The sequence below is a fragment of the Nonomuraea fuscirosea genome (assembly GCF_035917475.1).
GTDB classification, from domain to species: domain Bacteria; phylum Actinomycetota; class Actinomycetes; order Streptosporangiales; family Streptosporangiaceae; genus Nonomuraea; species Nonomuraea fuscirosea.
In genome coordinates this window covers 204,404-220,330 of sequence record NZ_CP109074.1, presented here as the reverse complement: position 1 = coordinate 220,330, position 15,927 = coordinate 204,404, and the positions used below count along the sequence as shown (strand labels likewise).

Sequence of the window (15,927 nt, the reverse complement as noted above, 5' to 3'; positions counted from 1 at the left end):
CATGCCAGTCCAACCTATGTGAGCACACCCCCTGGAGTGATCATGCGCTTGCGCGTATTCGCCGCACTCGCGGCACTCTCCCTCGGCGCGATGACCGGCTGCGGCGCCTCGGGAGGCACCTCGGCCGGCGCCTCCGCCTTGCGGATCATGGCTCCGGCCGCCCCGGGCGGCGGCTGGGACCAGACCTCCCGTACGGCGGAGCAGGCGTTCAAGAGCGCCGACCCGCAGCGCAAGGTCGAGGTGTTCAACGTGCCCGGCGCCGGCGGCACCATCGGCCTGGCGCAGCTGGCCGGGGAGAAGGGCAACGGCAACCTGCTGATGACCATGGGCCTGGTCATGGTGGGCGCCATCGAGCAGAACAAGTCCAAGGTCACGCTGGCCGAGACCACGCCCATCGCCAAGCTGACCGAGGAGTACGAGCTGGTCGTGGTGCCGGCCGCGTCCCCGTTCAAGTCGCTGGCCGATCTGGTGGCGGCCTGGAAGGCCGACCCGGCGAAGGTGTCCATCTCGGGCGGCTCGGCCGGCGGCACCGACCACATCGTGGCCGGCCTGATGGCCAAGGCCGCGGGCGTGGACCCCAAGCAGGTCAACTACATCGCCCACTCCGGCGGTGGCGAGGCGCTGAACGAGCTGCTCGGCAACAAGGTCAGCGCGGGCATCTCGGGCGTGGCCGAGTTCGCCGAGCACGTGAAGTCCGGCAAGCTGCGTGCCCTAGGCGTCACCTCGGGCGAGCGGGTGCCCGGCCTGGACTCGCCCACGCTGAAGGAGGGCGGCCTGGACGTGGAGCTGGCCAACTGGCGCGGCTTCGTCGCCCCCGCCGGGCTGTCCGAGGCCGACAAGAAGGCCCTGACCGACCTGGTCACCAAGATGCACGACGCGCAGCCGTGGAAGGACGCGGTGGCCAAGAACGGCTGGATCGACTCCTTCCAGACCGGGCAGCAGTTCACCGACTACCTGGCCTCCGAGCAGACCCGGGTGAAGGCGATCATCGCTGAGATGGGGCTCGTTTCCTGATGACCCGCTGGTGGCGGCCCGAACTCGGGCTGGCGATCGTCGTCCTGGTGCTGGGCGTGCTCGTCGTGGTGGGCACGCTCGACGTCTCCGCGGCGGCCTCCCAGCTCGGCATCGGGCCGAGGTTCTTCCCCATGCTGGTGGGCGGCGCCATGGTGCTCATCGGCCTGTTCTACGTCGCCGACGTCCTGCGCGGCGGGCACGGCGACCCCGAGGAGAGCGAGGACGTGGACACCGACGCGCCCACGGACTGGCGCGGTGTCGGCCTGGTCAGCGGCATCTTCCTGGCCTTCGCGGCACTGCTGAACGTGCTCGGCTGGATCATCGGCGCCAGCCTGCTGTTCTTCGCCCTGTCGCTGGCGCTGGGCGCCGAGCACAAGTCCCGCGCGGCCGTGGTCGCGGTGGTCATGGGCGTGACGACGTACCTGCTGTTCGTCAAGGGGCTCGGCGTCACGCTGCCCGGCGGGCCGCTGGAGGGGGTGATCTGAGATGACCTCGTTCCAGCTGCTGCTCGACGGCTTCGCCGCCGCGCTCACCCCCGTCAACCTCATGTACGCGCTCATCGGCGTCACCCTCGGCACCCTCGTCGGCGTGCTGCCCGGCATCGGGCCCGCGATGACGGTGGCGCTGCTGCTGCCGATCACGTTCACGGTGCCGCCGGCCAGCGCGTTCATCATGTTCGCCGGCATCTACTACGGCGGCATGTACGGCGGCTCGACCACCTCCATCCTGCTCAACACCCCCGGCGAGTCCGCGTCCATGATCACGGCTCTGGAGGGCAACAAGATGGCCAGGCGGGGCCGGGCCGCCCAGGCGCTGGCCACGGCCGCGATCGGCTCGTTCGTGGCCGGGACCATCGCCACGGCGCTGCTGGTCGTGGCGGCGCCCGCCGTGGTCGACTTCGCCATCTCCTTCGGCCCCGAGGACTACTTCGCGCTGGCCATCCTGGCCTTCACCGCCGTCTCCTCGGTCCTGTCCCGCTCGATCGTGCGCGGCCTGGCCTCGCTCGGCCTCGGCCTGGTGATCGGCCTGATCGGCATCGACCAGCAGACCGGCCAGGCCCGGCTCACGCTCGGCATCCCGCAACTGCTCGACGGCATCGACGTGGTGATCGTCGCCGTGGGCCTCTTCGCCCTCGGCGAAGCCCTCTACGTGGCCTCCCGGCTGCGGCACGCGCCTCCTGAGGTGGTGCCGGTCGGGCGGGCGTGGATGGGCCGTGCCGACTGGCGCCGCTCCTGGTTCCCGTGGCTGCGCGGCACCGCCCTGGGCTTCCCGTTCGGCGCCCTGCCGGGCGGCGGGGCGGAGATCCCCACGTTCCTGTCGTACGCGGCCGAGAAGCGCCTGGCGCGCGGCGTGGCCCGCGAGGAGTTCGGCGACGGGGCCATCGAGGGCGTCGCGGGTCCCGAGGCGGCCAACAACGCCTCGGCGGCCGGCACCCTCGTCCCGCTGCTCACCCTGGGCCTGCCCACCTCGGCGACGGCCGCGATCCTGCTGGCCGCCTTCCAGCAGTACGGCCTGCAGCCCGGCCCCCAGCTCTTCGACCACAACCCGGCGCTGGTCTGGGGCATGATCGCGTCGCTGTTCATCGGCAACACGATGCTGCTGGTGCTGAACCTGCCGCTGGCCCCGCTGTGGGCCAGGGTGCTGCGCGTGCCCCGGCCGTACCTGTACTCGGGGATCGTGCTCTTCGCCGCCCTCGGCGTCTACGCGCTGAACGGCACCATCGTGGACCTGTTCGTGCTGTACCTGCTCGGCCTGCTCGGCTACGCCATGCGCCGCTTCGGCCTGCCCGTCGCCCCCGCGGTGATCGGCATGATCCTGGGGCCGATGGCGGAGATCCAGCTGCGGCGGGCACTGGCGATCGGGGCCGGGGACGTGAGCGTGCTCGTCCGCAGCCCGGTGGCCGTCATCCTGCTGGTGCTGGCCGCCCTCGCCCTGCTCACGCCGCTGTTCAGGAAACTAGCGGGACGCCGGCGACAGACCGCGACCACGTCGGCCGGGGAGTGACGGACGCCTCCCCCGGCCGACGAACCGGCCCCGTCGCTCCACCCGGACCGACGGGGCCGCCTGCTGCCGTCCCGAAACGCCTGGACATTCACCCCAGACCGTCCGTACCAGCACACCCGGGACACCCACGCGAGGACAGGCACCCCAGAAACGCGTTCTACTCCTGGACGCCGAGCTTCTCCAGGATCAGCTGCCGGGCACGGGCCGCGTCGGCCTTCCCCTTGCTGGCCCGCATCACGCCACCCACCAGCGCACCCGCGGCGGCGATCTTCCCGGAGCGCACCTTCTCGGCCGCGTCGGCGTTGTCGGCCAGCACCTGATCGATGATCGCCGACAGCTCGCCCTCGTCGTTGACGATCTTCAGCCCGCGGCTCTCGACCACCTCGTCCGGCGTGCCCTCGCCGGCCATCACACCTTCGAGCACCTCACGCGCCAGCTTGTCGTTGAGCGCGCCGGAGGCCACCAGCTCGGTCACCCTGGCGATCTGCTCGGGGGTGATGGGCAGGTCGGCCAGCGGCGTGCTGGTCTCGTTGGACCGCCGCGCCAGCTCACCCATCCACCACTTGCGCGCGTCGGCCGCCGGCGCGCCGGCCGCGACCGTGGCCTCGACCAGCTCGATGGCGTCGGCGTTGTGCATCGCCTGCATGTCGAGGTCGGACAGACCCCACTCGGCCTGCAGCCGCTTGCGCTTGACCGACGGCAGCTCGGGCAACCCCGCCTTCAGCTCGGCCACCCAGCCGCGGTCGGGCGCGATCGGCACCAGGTCGGGCTCGGGGAAGTAGCGGTAGTCCTGCGCCTCCTCCTTGGACCGGCCGGACGTGGTGCCGCCGGTGTCCTCGTGGAAGTGACGGGTCTCCTGCACGATCTTCCCGCCTGCGGCGAGCACGGCGGCCTGCCGCTCGATCTCGCTCCTGACGGCCCGCTCGACGCTGCGCAGCGAGTTGACGTTCTTGGTCTCCGTACGGGTGCCCCACTCGGACGAGCCGCGCGGCATCAGCGAGACGTTGACGTCACACCGCAGCGACCCCTCCTCCATCCGCACGTCGGAGACGCCCAGCGAACGCATGACCTCCCGCAGCTCGGTCACGTACGCCTTGGCCACCTCGGGCGCCAGCCGGTCGGTGCCCGGGATGGGCTTGGTCACGATCTCGACCAGCGGGATGCCGGCCCGGTTGTAGTCGACGATCGAGTAGTCGGCCCCTTGGATGCGGCCCGTCGCGCCACCCACGTGCGTGGACTTGCCGGTGTCCTCCTCCAGGTGCACCCGCTCGATCTCGATCCGCACGATCTTGCCCTCGACCTCGACGTCGAGGTAACCGTCGAAGCAGAGCGGCTCGTCGTACTGCGAGATCTGGTAGTTCTTCGGCATGTCCGGATAGAAGTAGTTCTTCCGGGCGAAGCGGCACCACTCGGCGATGGAGCAGTTCAGCGCCAGGCCGATGCGGATCGTCGACTCGATCGCGGCGGCGTTGGCCACCGGCAGCGCCCCGGGGAACGCCAGGCAGGTCGGGCAGACCTGCGTGTTGGGCGGGGCGCCGAAGGTCGTCTTGCAGCCGCAGAACATCTTCGACTTGGTGCCCAGCTCGACATGCGTCTCCAGGCCGAGCACCGGCTCGAACCGGTCGAGCGCTTCGTCGTACGGCATGAGCGTACCGGCAGTCATGGTGAGGTCCTTAGTTCAGATCGTTGCGTTCAAGCTATCGCTTCGGCGCCCAGAGAAAGCCATGGCTCCTCAGCGCCTTGGAGGTGGCGGCCGCCGCATGGCCTGCGGATCCGGGACGTGGAAGTGCCAGGAAGCCACCTCGTACGGCCACACCTTCTGGCCCGACCCTTCCGGCAGCACCTCGAAAGACCAGTCCCCCGATTCGCGACGGGCCTCCATGACCGCGCGGACGTCCTCACGTCGGCCCTCGACGCCTACCTCAGCCTCCACCCGGACGGCGAACCGCGACACCGGCGGGCGGCCCGACGGCTGGTGGAAGAGCTCCTGGGGCATGCCCCGCCGCGCGTCGAGCAGCGGGTCCGCGCCACCTCGGATGTGCGGCAGGCCGGCGCCGATCGCCTCGCGGGCGAAAGCCAGGGCGTCCAGCAGGTTGGACTCTCCGCTCGCATCGGGCCCGACCAGGGCGAGGAACGGCGGCACGTCGAGGGTGAAGTCCAGGAAGGACTTGAAGCCGTCGATCTCGATGCGCGTGAGCATGCCGCCGTTCCTCCTCTCGTCCTACAGTTCCGGCGCCCTGGACAGCAGGCCGCCGCCCCAGTGGCTCTCCAGGGCCTGCTCCACGGCGGCGCCGACGCGGTAGCAGCGGTCGTCGCCGAGGACCGGGGCCATGATCTGCAGGCCCACCGGCAGGCCGTCCTCGTCGGCCAGGCCGCACGGGACCGACATGGCCGCGTTGCCCGACAGGTTGGACGGGATGGTGCACAGGTCGGCGAGGTACATGGCCATCGGGTCGTCGGCGCGCTCGCCGATCGGGAAGGCCGTGGTGGGCGTGGTCGGCGAGACCAGGACGTCTACCTGCTGGTAGGCGGCCTCGAACTCGCGCGAGATGACCGTGCGCACCTTCTGGGCCTGGCCGTAGTAGGCGTCGTAGTAGCCGCTGGACAGCGCGTACGTGCCGAGCATGATCCGCCGCTTGACCTCGGGCCCGAAGCCGGCGGCCCTGGTCAGCGCCATGACCTCCTCGGCGCTGCGGGTGCCGTCGTCGCCGACGCGCAGGCCGTACCGCATGGCGTCGAAGCGGGCCAGGTTGGACGAGCACTCCGAGGGCGCGATCAGGTAGTACGCCGGCAGCGCGGTCGTGAACGACGGGCAGGAGACCTCGACGACCTTGGCCCCGAGCGACTCCAGCAGGTGCACGGCCTCCTGGTAGCGGGCCAGCACGCCGGGCTGGAAGCCCTCTCCGGCGAACTCCTTGACGACGCCGATCCGCATGCCGGAGACGTCGGGGTTTCTGGCGGCCTCGACCACCGAGGGCACGGGGGCGTCGACCGAGGTGGAGTCCATCGGGTCGTAGCCGGAGAACGCCTCGTGCAGCAGCGCCGCGTCGAGCACGTTGCGGGCGAACGGGCCCGGCGTGTCGAGCGAGCTGGCGAAGGCGATCAGGCCGTAGCGGGAGGAGCCGCCGTAGGTCGGCTTCATGCCGACGATGCCGGTCACCGAGGCCGGCTGCCTGATGGAGCCGCCGGTGTCGGTGCCGGTGGAAAGCGGCGCCTCGTAGGCGGCCACGGCGGCGCTCGACCCGCCGGACGAGCCGCCGGGCACCCGGCTCAGGTCCCACGGGTTGTGGGTGACCTGGTAGGCGGAGTTCTCCGTGGAGGAGCCCATGGCGAACTCGTCGAGGTTGGTCTTGCCCAGGATGACCAGGCCGGCCTCGCGCAGGCGCGCGGTGACGGTCGCGTCGTAGGGGGGCCGCCAGCCTTCGAGGATCTTGGACGCGGCCGTCGTCGGCATGTCGCGCGTGGTGAAGATGTCCTTGTGCGCGATCGGCACTCCGGCCAGCGGGCCGAGCCGCTCGCCGGCCCTGAGCCTGGCGTCGACGGCGCGCGCCTGCTCGATCGTGGTCTCGCGGTCGACGTGCAGGAACGCCTTGACCTTGGGCTCGACCTCGGCCATCCGGTCGAGGTGCGCCTCGGCCACCTCGACGGCCGACACCTCGCCCGCGGCGATCAGCGAGCCCAGCTCGGCGGCGGTCTTACGGATCAGACTCATGCCTCCTCCCCGAGGATGCGCGGCACACGGAAGCGGTCGTCCTCGACGGCGGGGGCGCCGGAGAGCGCCTGGTCGGGCGTCAGGGACTGTCGCACCTCGTCGGCACGGAAGACATTGGTCAGCGGAAGCGCGTGCGACGAAGGCGGCACGTCGTCGGCGGCGACCTCGGACACCTTGGCGACCGACTCGATGATCTGGTCGAGTTGGGTGGCGTAGTGGTCGAGCTCGTCGTCGGTGAGCGCCAGCCTGGACAACCGGGCCAGGTGTGCGACCTCGTCGCGGGTTATGGCGGACATGAGTCGTTGAACCCGTTTCGTGGATGGAGTCTGTGGACACTGCCATCCTAGGGGGCTTGACGTATTGAGCCCGAACGGTTAACCCGACGGCAACACGCGGCGTCGCGCGGGGCGGCGCGTCAGGCGGTCGCGCGAAGCCGCGGGGCAGGCGGTCGCGACGGGGCGGCGGGTCATGCGCGTCAGGCGGAGCTGCTGACCTCGGGCTGGTAGCCGTACTCCACCGAGGGGTCCGACTGCTCGCGCAGCCAGGCGGTGGCCTCGTCGGCCGGCAACGGGCGGCAGAACAGCCAGCCCTGGCCGACGTCGCAGCCCATCTCGGCCAGCCGGATCGCCACCTCGTCCGACTCCACGCCCTCCGCGACGGACCTCAGCCCGAGTGAGCGGACGAGGTCGACGATGGAGCGGACGATCCGGTAGTCGTCCTCCGACTCGGCGATCCTGCGGACGAAGGAGGCGTCGATCTTGACCTCCGACACGGCCAGCCGCTGCAGGCGGATGAGCGAGGAGTAACCGGTGCCGAAGTCGTCGATGGCCAGCGGGACGCCGAGGGTGGCCAGCGCCTTGATGGTCTCCTGGGTGTAGGCCTGGTCGCCGGTCAGGATGCGCTCGGTGACCTCCAGCTGCACGGCGGCGGGCGGCAGCCCGTAGCGGGCCAGCCCGACCTCCAGCTGCTCGGGCAGGGCCGAGGCGAGCAGGTCGCGGGCGGAGATGTTCACCGAGATCTGCACCCGCAGCCCGCTGTGCCACCAGGCGGCGGCCTGCTCCAGGGCCTCCTCGATCACGTACGCGGTGAGCTGCCGCATCAGGTACGACTGCTCGGCCAGCGGCACGAAGTCCGACGGCCCGATCGGCCCGTGCACCGGATGCCGCCAGCGCACCAGCGCCTCGACCCCCTGGACGTCCCCGGAGCGCAGCCCGACCTTGGGCTGATAGTGCAGGCGCAGCTCGCCGTTGTCGATGGCGCGGCGCAGGTCGCCGAGGAGCGTGAGGCGTTCGGGGGAATTGCGGTCCTTGTCGGCCTGGTAGAGCTCGACGCCGGTGCGCCCCTCCTTGGCCAGGTACATGGCCACGTCGGCGCGCTGGAGCAGCAGCTCGAAGTCGGGCGCGTGGTCGGGGTAGAGGGCGATCCCGACGGAGCCGTCGAGGTCGAAGGTCATGCCCTCCAGGCGTACCGGCTCGGTCAGCGCCGCGCGCAGCCGGGCCGCCACCTCCCTGGCCGCGTGGGCGTCCCTGATCGAGGGCAGCAGCACGGCGAACTCGTCGCCGCCCAGCCGGGCCACGACGTCGCCGGGACGTACGGAGTGGGTCAGCCGGTGGGCGACCATCTGCAGCAGCCGGTCACCGACCGGATGCCCCATCGTGTCGTTGACCTCCTTGAACCGGTCGAGGTCGAGCAGGAACAGGCCGACCCGCTCGTCCTGGCGCACCTCGGCCAGCGCCTCCTCGGTGCTGACGATGAGCATCTTGCGGTTGGGCAGGCCGGTCAGCTCGTCGTGCAGGGCCTGGTGGTCGCGGCGCATGGACAGTGTGGCGGTGAAGTAGACGGCGGCCAGGGGGGCGACGAACAGGGGCACGAGGCCGGGCGAGTGGTTCATCACCACGACGACGAGGGGCGCGAGGCCCAGCAGCCCGGCGTACACGAGGCTCTGGGGGCCGGCGGTGGCGCGCAGCACGCGCGTGATCGAGCGCCGCTCGTGCAGCGCGACCGCGCCGGACACGAGGGCGGCCCTGGTGACGAAGTACGCCACCCCGGCCAGCCCGATCGGCAGCAGGTCGCCGCCGCCCGGCACCCACGGCCGGGCCGGGCTCGGCATGATCCCGAACGTCCCCAGCACCACGGCGGCCGCGGTCAGCGCGAGGGTGGACTGGGCGATGTTGAACATGACCCGATGCCACGACCTGCGGGTCACCACGCCGTTGATGGTCACCGCGACGGCCTGCATCAGCACCGCCACCGGCAGCCCGAAGTGCAGCAGCACGGCGAAGTTGAACATGGTCGACGGGTACGTGCCGCCCACGGTGGTCGCGGAGGACACCATCACGGGCCGCAGCTCGCCCAGGATCACCAGCACCGCGAGCACCCAGAACAGCGGCCCGCGGGCCAGCTCGGCCAGCCCGGCGGGGTCGAGCCTGAGCATGGCCACCAGCAGGGCGGTGAAGCCGATCACGGTGATGCCCGCGAGGAACCCCCACAGCGGCGTGCCGACGCGTGGTCCGGTGTCGCGAGTGTCGGTTGGGTCAGTCATCGGTAACAGAACCCCCATTAGGTCACTATGGGAGGGTACGACCTTCACCCCACTTCGCGAAACCAAGCGGGTACGTTCCGTAGTGTCTCTTATCCGACATATACCCAAAAAGCACCCTCAGTAGCAACCCATGCACGCTACGACCCCGGAACCGCCGGAAGGGCCCGCCCACGTACGGACGAGCCCCTCCTGCAGAAGCGAGCATGCGGGCGGGAGCCAGGGCGCCAGCCTGACTGCGGAGCCAAGGCTCCCGGCCGCGAAAGCTAGGGCTCCGGTGTGACCGCCACGCCCGCCGCGGCCTCCGGCCCCTCGTTGAGCAGGACCTCGAACCCGGCCTCGTCGAGGATCGGCACCCCCAGACTGACCGCCTTGTCGTACTTCGACCCCGCGTTCTCCCCCGCCACCAGGAACGACGTCTTCTTCGACACCGACCCGGACACCTTGCCGCCCCTGCTGGTGAGCGCGTCGGCGGCCGTGTCGCGCGTGTAGCCCTCCAGGGTGCCGGTCACCACGAACGTCATCCCCTCAAGGGTCTGCGGCCCCTTCTCGGGAGCGGGCTCGTCCTCCATGCGGACTCCGGCGGCCCGCCAGCGTTCGATGATCTCGCGGTGCCAGTCGACCTCGAACCACTCCTTGATCGTGGCCGCCACCCTGGGCCCGATGCCCTCGACCGCGGCCAGCTCCTCCTCGGAGGCGTTCATGACGGCGTCGATCGACCGCATGGCGTCGGCCAGGGCGCGCGCCGTGGGCGGGCCGACGTGCCGGATCGACAGCGCCACCAGGATCTGCGCGAGCGGCACCTGCTTGGCCCGCTCCAGCTCCTCCATCAGCCGCAGGGCGTTCTGGCTGGCCTCGCCGTTGAGGTTGGAGAAGAAGGTGACGACCTTCTCCTCGCCCGTCTTCGGGTCGATCTTGGGCAGGCCGGTGTCCTGGTCGCGGACCACCGACCTGATCGGGATGAGCTGCTCCAGCGTCAGGTCGAACAGGTCGGCCTCGGTGCGCACCACCGGCTGCTGCGGCGGCAGCGGCTGGGTGAGCGCCGTGGCCGCGACGTAGCCGAGCCCGTCGATGTCGAGCGCCCGCCTCCCGGCCGCGAAGAAGATCCGCTCCCGGATCTGCGCCGGGCAGCCGCGCGCGTTGGGGCAGCGCAGGTCGGCGTCGCCCTCCTTCTCGTACGCCAGCTCCGTGCCGCACTCGGGACAGTGGGTGGGCATGACGAACTCCCGCTCGGATCCGTCGCGCAGCGCGGCGACCGGCCCGACGATCTCGGGGATGACGTCGCCCGCCTTGCGCAGCACCACCGTGTCACCGATGAGCACGCCCTTCTTCACCACGATGGCCGCGTTGTGCAGCGTGGCCCGCTCGACGGTCGAGCCCGACACCACGACCGGCTCCATCACCCCGAACGGCGTGACCCGCCCCGTGCGCCCGACGCCCACCTGGATGTCGAGCAGCTTGGTGTTGACCTCCTCCGGCGGATACTTGTACGCGATGGCCCAGCGCGGCGCCCGCGAGGTCGAGCCCAGCTCCCGCTGCGTGCGGAAGTCGTCGACCTTCACCACGACCCCGTCGATCTCGTACGGCGGATCGTGCCGGTGCACCCGGTAGTGCTCGATGAACGCGTTGACCTCGTCGAGCCCGGCCACCACCTTGGTCAGGTCGCTGACCGGCAGCCCGAACTCGCGCAGCCGCTCGTAGACCTCCGACTGCGCCCGCGGCTCGGCCGCGCCCTCCCAGACGCCGATGCCGTGCACCAGCATGCGCAGCGGCCGCTGCGCCGTGACGCGCGGGTCCTTCTGCCGCAGCGTGCCCGCCGCCGAGTTGCGCGGGTTGGCGAACGGCGGCTTGCCCTGCTCGACCAGCTGCTCGTTGAGCCGGGCGAAGTCCTCGACCGGGATGTAGACCTCGCCGCGCACCTCGACCAGGCTCGGGACGTCGTCGCCCGTGAGCCGGTGCGGGATGCCCTTGATCGTGCGCACGTTGGCGGTCACGTCGTCACCGGTGCGCCCGTCGCCGCGGGTCGCGCCGCGCTCCAGCCTGCCGTCCCGGTAGACCAGCGCGATCGCCAGCCCGTCGATCTTCAGCTCGCACAGGTACGGCCCTGGGTCGCCCTCGGCCAGCCGCTCGGCCCGCGTCATCCAGGCCGACATGTCGTCGGCGTTGAAGGCGTTGTCGAGGCTCTCCATCCGGTTGAGGTGCGCGACCTTGGCGAAATCGCCCGAGACCGGCGCGCCCACCTTCTGCGTGGGCGAGTCGGGCGTCTGGAGCGCCGGATGCGCCTCCTCCAGCGCCAGCAGCTCCTTGAACCAGCCGTCGAACTGGGCGTCGCTGACCGTGGGCTGGTCGAGCACGTAGTAGCGCCAGCGCGCGTCCTCGACCAGCTCGCTCAGCTCGGCGTGCCGCTTGAGCGCGGCCACCGGCACGCCCCCGACCTCCGCACCAGACTCGCTCACGCAGCTCTCCTCCCGTACGTCAACCTGTGCAAACGCTACCGCCGGGCACCGACAGGAGCACGCCTCAGCGGGCCCCCATTCCGGCCACGCACGCTTCGGCCGGTGTCCGTCCCCGGCCGCGCACCCCTCAGCCGGTCTCCGTCCCGGCCGCGGAGTCTCCTCAGCCGGTCTCCATCCCGTCGGCGGGGTCGTCCCTGAGCACCTGGGCCGCCTTCCTGCACGCCGCCAGCGCCGCCCGCGCGTACGCCGGCGACGCCCCCGCCAGCCCGCACGCCGGCGTCAGCACGACCTGCTCGGCCAGCCGGTCGGGCGCGAACCCCAGCCGCCGCCACAACCCCACCGCGGGCCTGGCCACCACCCCGGCGTCCGCCAGCCGGGTGTCCCGGCCCGGCACGACCCCCAGCAGCAGCGTCATCCCGGCCTCGAACAGCTCCCCCAGGGCCTCCTCGTCCCTGCGCCGCAGCAGCGCGCCGTCCACCGACACTCCCCGCACGCCCGCCCTGCGCAGCAGGTCGAACGGCACCCCGGCCGCGCAGCAGTGCACCACCGGCTCGGGGAACAGCCGCAGCGACTCCTCCACCCGCCACTCCTCGACCGCCGCCAGCCGCCCGAACCCGGACGCGGTCGGCACGGTGCCCGCCAGCACCCCCGGCAGCCCCGGCTCGTCGAGCTGCAGCACGATCTCCGTCACGCCGGGCAGCCGCCGCCGTACCTCGGCGCAGTGGTCGGCCACCCCCTGCGCCAGCGAGGCGGTCAGGTCGCGCACGGCGCCCGGGTCGGAGAGCATTTTGTCGCCGAACTTCAGCTCGATCGACCCCGCCAGCGTCCACGGCCCGCACACCTGCAGCTTGAGCGGCCCCGCGTAGTCGTGCGCGACCTCCTCCAGCCCGTCGAGGTCGCGCCGCAGATGATCGACGGCCCGATGGTGGTCGCGCCCCGGCCGGTCGCTCAGCCGCCATCCCGACGGCTGCACCTCGACCGGCAGATCGACCAGCAGACCCGCCGTGCGCCCCACCATGTCGGCCCCGACCCCCCTGGCCGGCAACTCGGGCAGATACGGGAGGCCCGGCACCTCGCCGAAGACGATTCTGGCCGCTTCGAGATGATCCTCACCCGGATGCGAGCCCAACCCGGTGGCTTCCCACGTAGACATGGGCACAAGCGTAGGCTCTGCGGAATGGAGCTCACGAAATTCGACCACGCATGCGTCCGCCTGGAGAAGAACGGCAAGGTCCTGGTCATCGACCCGGGCGCGTTCACGCGCAGCCCCGTGCTCGACGGCGCCGACGCGGTGCTCATCACGCACGAGCACTTCGACCACGTGGACGCCGACAAGCTGAAGGCCGCCTCGGCCGACCTTGAGATCTACACGTGCGAGGCCGTCGCGGCCCAGCTGGACGAGGTGCCGGGCAAGGTCCAGGTGGTACGGCACGGCGACGGCTTCGAGACGGCCGGTTTCCGGGTGAAGGCGTTCGGCGAGCGGCACGCCGAGAACCACCCCGACATGGCGGTGGTGCAGAACGTCGGTTTCCTGGTGGACGACGAGCTGTTCTACCCGGGTGACGCGCTGACCGTGCCGGACGTGGAGGTGCCGACGCTGCTGGTGCCGACCGGCGGGCCCTGGCTCAAGCTCATGGAGATGGTGGCCTACCTGCGGACGATCCGGCCGGCGCGGGCGTACTCGACCCACGACGCCCTCTACAGCGAGATCGGCCTGGGCCTCGTGGACAACTGGCTGCGGATCGAGTCGGAGAAGCGGGGCGCCGACATACGCCGGCTCGCCGTCGGCGAGTCGACGACCCTCGGCTGAGCCGACAGGCGACGGCCCTCAGGCCAGGTCGGCGCGGCGACGAGGTCAGCAGACCGAGGCCCCCGACCAGGCCGACGGCCCTCGGCCGGTCGGCCGGTGCTCAGGCGGCGGTGCTCAGGTGGCGGAGACGATGGTGGCCGAGCCGATCACGGTGGCCCCGGAGTAGAGGACGGCGGCCTGGCCGGCGGCGACACCCGTGGCCGGCCGGTCGATCTCGATCCTGAGCCCGCCCTCGGTCTCCTCGAACCGGCACGGATAGACCTCACCGTGCGCCCGCAGCTGCACCGTGAGCTCGCCGGATCCGTCCGCGGGAACGTCGCCGCCCCGGCCCGAGCCGGCCCCGTCCGAGCTGCCCGGGACGTCGCCGACCGGGCCGTTCCAGAGCGGGCGGCCGCAGGTGATCGAGGTGACCTCAAGGGCTGAGCGCGGGCCGACCGTGACCGTGTTGGACACCGGCTCGATGGACAGCACGTAACGCGGCCTGCCGTCGGCGGCCGGCCGGTCGATGTGCAGGCCCTTGCGCTGGCCCACCGTGAACCCGTGGGCCCCCTGGTGGCTGCCCACGACGTCACCGCTCTGGTCGACGATGGGCCCCTCGGCCGCGCCGAGCCGCTTGGTCAGGAAGCCGCGCGTGTCACCGTCGGCGATGAAGCAGATGTCGTGACTGTCGGGCTTGTCGGCGACGGTCAGGCCACGCCTGGCGGCCTCTTCGCGCACCTCGGCCTTGGTCGAGTCGCCCAGCGGGAAGATCGCGTGGCCGAGCTGCTCACGGGTGAGCACGCCGAGCACGTAGGACTGGTCCTTGCCCTGGTCAGGGCTCCTGGACAGCACGCCGTCGACCAGCCTGGCGTGGTGGCCGGTGGCGACCGCGTCGAAGCCCAGGGCCAGTGCCCGGTCGAGCACCGCGGCGAACTTGATCTTCTCGTTGCAGCGCAGGCACGGGTTGGGTGTACGGCCCGCGGCGTATTCGGCGACGAAGTCCTCGATCACGTCGCGCTGGAACCGTTCGGCCATGTCCCAGATGTAGAACGGGATGCCGATCACGTCGGCGGCGCGCCGGGCGTCGCGCGAGTCTTCGACCGTGCAGCAACCCCTGGCTCCCGTGCGATGGGATTGGGGGTTGGCGGACAGGGCAAGGTGGACACCAGTGACGTCGTGACCGGCCTCGGCGATCCGAGCGGCGGCCACGGCTGAGTCGACGCCGCCCGACATGGCGGCAAGCACACGCAGTCCCATGACCGTTCCAGCGTACTGTCCGCCCGGGAGTGCGCGACCATCTCCCCGCTCCTGTCCCCGGTCGCGTCCAGGGTCTGGAAGTATTCGAGCATGCGACTGTTCGGGCGCAAGGACGCGGAAGAAGAGGCGGGCGGGCCTGACGAGGCCATCGCCGGATTCTGGACGTGGTGGCAGGAGACCCGGCCGACCCTCGACTCGCTGGTGGCCGCCGGCCAGGCCGAGGGGCTGGAGGAGTGGCTGGCCCCCGCGGTCGCCGCGATCCATCCCGGCCTGGTCTGGGAGGTGGCGCCGGGCCGGGCGGCCGCGCACGCCCTGGTGGTGACCGCGGCGGGCGACGCCGAACTGCGCTCGCTCGCGCACCGCTGGGCCAGGGCGGCGCCGCCGGCCGACCTGCTGTGGGAGTTCCATCCGTCGCGGCAGGCCAATCCGCAGGCGATGGAGCTGACCCTCGACGTGGGCGGCTACGAGTTCGCGCTCGACAAGCTGATGCTGGGCCTGCGCGTGCCGCGCGACCAGGCCAGGGTCGACGTCTCCGCCTACCATCCGATCTTCGGCGAGCTCGACGACGACACCCGGCTCGAAGCCGCGCTGCTGGCCCTCGACTGGCTGCTCGGCGAGGACGACGTGGCGCGGTGGGTGGGCGAGATCACGGCGGCCACGTTCCAGCCGATCGACGCCGTGGCCGCCGCGCACCTGCCGGCCGTGGTCGCCGACGTCGCCTCGGGGTTCGCCGAGGAGGAGTGGCTGCTGATGGAGGGCCAGACCGGAGGCGGCGCGCCGCTGGTCGCCACTGTCCGCCATCCGTTGCGGCCGGTGGACCATCCACTGTTCGACCAGCACATCATGATCACGCTCCCGTACGCGCACCGCGACGAGAACGGCCTGCCGGTCGGCGACTCGCTGACCACGCTGCGCGACTTCGAGGAACGCCTGGCCGCCCGCCTGCTCAAGCTGCGCGACGACGCCGTGCTCGCGGCGCACCTGAGCGCCGAGGGGCACCGGATCATCCACGTCTACGCCGACCCGACCGGCGAGGCGGCGACCCACGCCAAGGAGCTGATCGTGGGCTGGGAGGAGGGCGAGCCGCGGGTCGACGTGTCGGCCGACCCCGCCTGGACCGCGGTCGTCCCCTTCCTGACCTGACCCGGCCGCCCGC

Annotated in this window: 13 protein-coding genes; 5 read left to right on the top strand and 8 right to left on the bottom strand. The window is 71.6% G+C overall.

Annotation, left to right across the window (positions count from 1 at the left end; all coding sequences use genetic code 11):
* Nucleotides 1–42: 42 nt before the first annotated feature.
* The 3 genes from OIE67_RS00965 to OIE67_RS00955 are packed head-to-tail and all read left to right on the top strand — an operon-like array spanning nt 43 to nt 3,018.
* Nucleotides 43–1,014: a Bug family tripartite tricarboxylate transporter substrate binding protein gene (locus OIE67_RS00965; RefSeq protein WP_106249505.1), complete on the top strand. Its 972-nt coding sequence runs from the start codon at nt 43–45 to the stop codon at nt 1,012–1,014.
* Nucleotides 1,014–1,499 (top strand): tripartite tricarboxylate transporter TctB family protein, encoded by a 486-nt coding sequence (locus OIE67_RS00960; RefSeq protein WP_106249370.1) that lies wholly within the window; start codon nt 1,014–1,016, stop codon nt 1,497–1,499. Before OIE67_RS00965 ends, OIE67_RS00960 begins: the two co-directional genes overlap by 1 nt.
* A gap of 1 nt (nt 1,500) precedes the next feature.
* On the top strand, nt 1,501–3,018 hold the full coding sequence (locus OIE67_RS00955; protein WP_326635711.1) for a tripartite tricarboxylate transporter permease: 1,518 nt from the start codon (nt 1,501–1,503) through the stop codon (nt 3,016–3,018).
* A 157-nt stretch (nt 3,019–3,175) separates the two neighbouring features.
* Here OIE67_RS00955 and gatB read toward each other — a convergent pair whose 3' ends face one another.
* From gatB to OIE67_RS00920, 7 genes are all read right to left on the bottom strand, one after another.
* The gene (gene gatB / locus OIE67_RS00950) at nt 3,176–4,681 is read right to left on the bottom strand and encodes an Asp-tRNA(Asn)/Glu-tRNA(Gln) amidotransferase subunit GatB (protein ID WP_326635709.1); all 1,506 of its coding nucleotides are present in this window, start codon (nt 4,679–4,681) and stop codon (nt 3,176–3,178) included.
* 69 nt (nt 4,682–4,750) lie between these two features.
* A complete protein-coding gene (locus tag OIE67_RS00945; protein WP_326635706.1) occupies nt 4,751–5,218 on the bottom strand; it encodes an AAA family ATPase in 468 nt (155 codons plus the stop codon).
* Between the two features lie 21 nt (nt 5,219–5,239).
* On the bottom strand, nt 5,240–6,730 hold the full coding sequence (gatA, locus tag OIE67_RS00940) for an Asp-tRNA(Asn)/Glu-tRNA(Gln) amidotransferase subunit GatA (protein WP_106249375.1): 1,491 nt from the start codon (nt 6,728–6,730) through the stop codon (nt 5,240–5,242).
* A complete protein-coding gene (gene gatC / locus OIE67_RS00935; RefSeq protein WP_106249377.1) occupies nt 6,727–7,026 on the bottom strand; it encodes an Asp-tRNA(Asn)/Glu-tRNA(Gln) amidotransferase subunit GatC in 300 nt (99 codons plus the stop codon). Before gatC ends, gatA begins: the two co-directional genes overlap by 4 nt.
* A 179-nt stretch (nt 7,027–7,205) precedes the next feature.
* On the bottom strand, nt 7,206–9,272 hold the full coding sequence (locus OIE67_RS00930) for a putative bifunctional diguanylate cyclase/phosphodiesterase (RefSeq protein WP_106249379.1): 2,067 nt from the start codon (nt 9,270–9,272) through the stop codon (nt 7,206–7,208).
* 263 nt (nt 9,273–9,535) lie between these two features.
* On the bottom strand, nt 9,536–11,725 hold the full coding sequence (gene ligA / locus OIE67_RS00925; protein WP_245956376.1) for an NAD-dependent DNA ligase LigA: 2,190 nt from the start codon (nt 11,723–11,725) through the stop codon (nt 9,536–9,538).
* A 160-nt stretch (nt 11,726–11,885) separates the two neighbouring features.
* Nucleotides 11,886–12,878 carry a methionine synthase gene (locus OIE67_RS00920; RefSeq protein WP_326635701.1) on the bottom strand — a complete coding sequence of 331 codons (993 nt, stop codon included), beginning with the start codon at nt 12,876–12,878 and terminating at the stop codon, nt 11,886–11,888.
* A 24-nt stretch (nt 12,879–12,902) separates the two neighbouring features.
* Here OIE67_RS00920 and OIE67_RS00915 point away from each other — a divergent pair, with 24 nt between their 5' ends.
* The gene (locus OIE67_RS00915) at nt 12,903–13,535 is read left to right on the top strand and encodes an MBL fold metallo-hydrolase (protein ID WP_326635699.1); all 633 of its coding nucleotides are present in this window, start codon (nt 12,903–12,905) and stop codon (nt 13,533–13,535) included.
* Between the two features lie 114 nt (nt 13,536–13,649).
* On the opposite strand, the gene mnmA is transcribed toward OIE67_RS00915, so the two are convergent.
* A complete protein-coding gene (gene mnmA, locus OIE67_RS00910) occupies nt 13,650–14,771 on the bottom strand; it encodes a tRNA 2-thiouridine(34) synthase MnmA (protein WP_326635697.1) in 1,122 nt (373 codons plus the stop codon).
* A 90-nt stretch (nt 14,772–14,861) separates the two neighbouring features.
* Here mnmA and OIE67_RS00905 point away from each other — a divergent pair, with 90 nt between their 5' ends.
* Nucleotides 14,862–15,914, top strand: coding sequence for a DUF695 domain-containing protein (locus OIE67_RS00905; RefSeq protein ID WP_326635695.1), 1,053 nt, complete (start codon nt 14,862–14,864; stop codon nt 15,912–15,914).
* Nucleotides 15,915–15,927: the final 13 nt, after the last annotated feature.

Bases quoted from the DNA above. Each gene is read 5' to 3' on its own strand.
- OIE67_RS00965 (WP_106249505.1), top strand. From the start codon at position 43: ATGCGCTTGCGCGTATTCGCCGCACTCGCGGCACTCTCCCTCGGCGCG.
- OIE67_RS00960 (WP_106249370.1), top strand. From the start codon at position 1,014: ATGACCCGCTGGTGGCGGCCCGAACTCGGGCTGGCGATCGTCGTCCTG.
- OIE67_RS00955 (WP_326635711.1), top strand. From the start codon at position 1,501: ATGACCTCGTTCCAGCTGCTGCTCGACGGCTTCGCCGCCGCGCTCACC.
- gatB (WP_326635709.1), bottom strand. From the start codon at position 4,681: ATGACTGCCGGTACGCTCATGCCGTACGACGAAGCGCTCGACCGGTTC.
- OIE67_RS00945 (WP_326635706.1), bottom strand. From the start codon at position 5,218: ATGCTCACGCGCATCGAGATCGACGGCTTCAAGTCCTTCCTGGACTTC.
- gatA (WP_106249375.1), bottom strand. From the start codon at position 6,730: ATGAGTCTGATCCGTAAGACCGCCGCCGAGCTGGGCTCGCTGATCGCC.
- gatC (WP_106249377.1), bottom strand. From the start codon at position 7,026: ATGTCCGCCATAACCCGCGACGAGGTCGCACACCTGGCCCGGTTGTCC.
- OIE67_RS00930 (WP_106249379.1), bottom strand. From the start codon at position 9,272: ATGACTGACCCAACCGACACTCGCGACACCGGACCACGCGTCGGCACG.
- OIE67_RS00920 (WP_326635701.1), bottom strand. From the start codon at position 12,878: ATGTCTACGTGGGAAGCCACCGGGTTGGGCTCGCATCCGGGTGAGGAT.
- OIE67_RS00915 (WP_326635699.1), top strand. From the start codon at position 12,903: ATGGAGCTCACGAAATTCGACCACGCATGCGTCCGCCTGGAGAAGAAC.
- mnmA (WP_326635697.1), bottom strand. From the start codon at position 14,771: ATGGGACTGCGTGTGCTTGCCGCCATGTCGGGCGGCGTCGACTCAGCC.
- OIE67_RS00905 (WP_326635695.1), top strand. From the start codon at position 14,862: ATGCGACTGTTCGGGCGCAAGGACGCGGAAGAAGAGGCGGGCGGGCCT.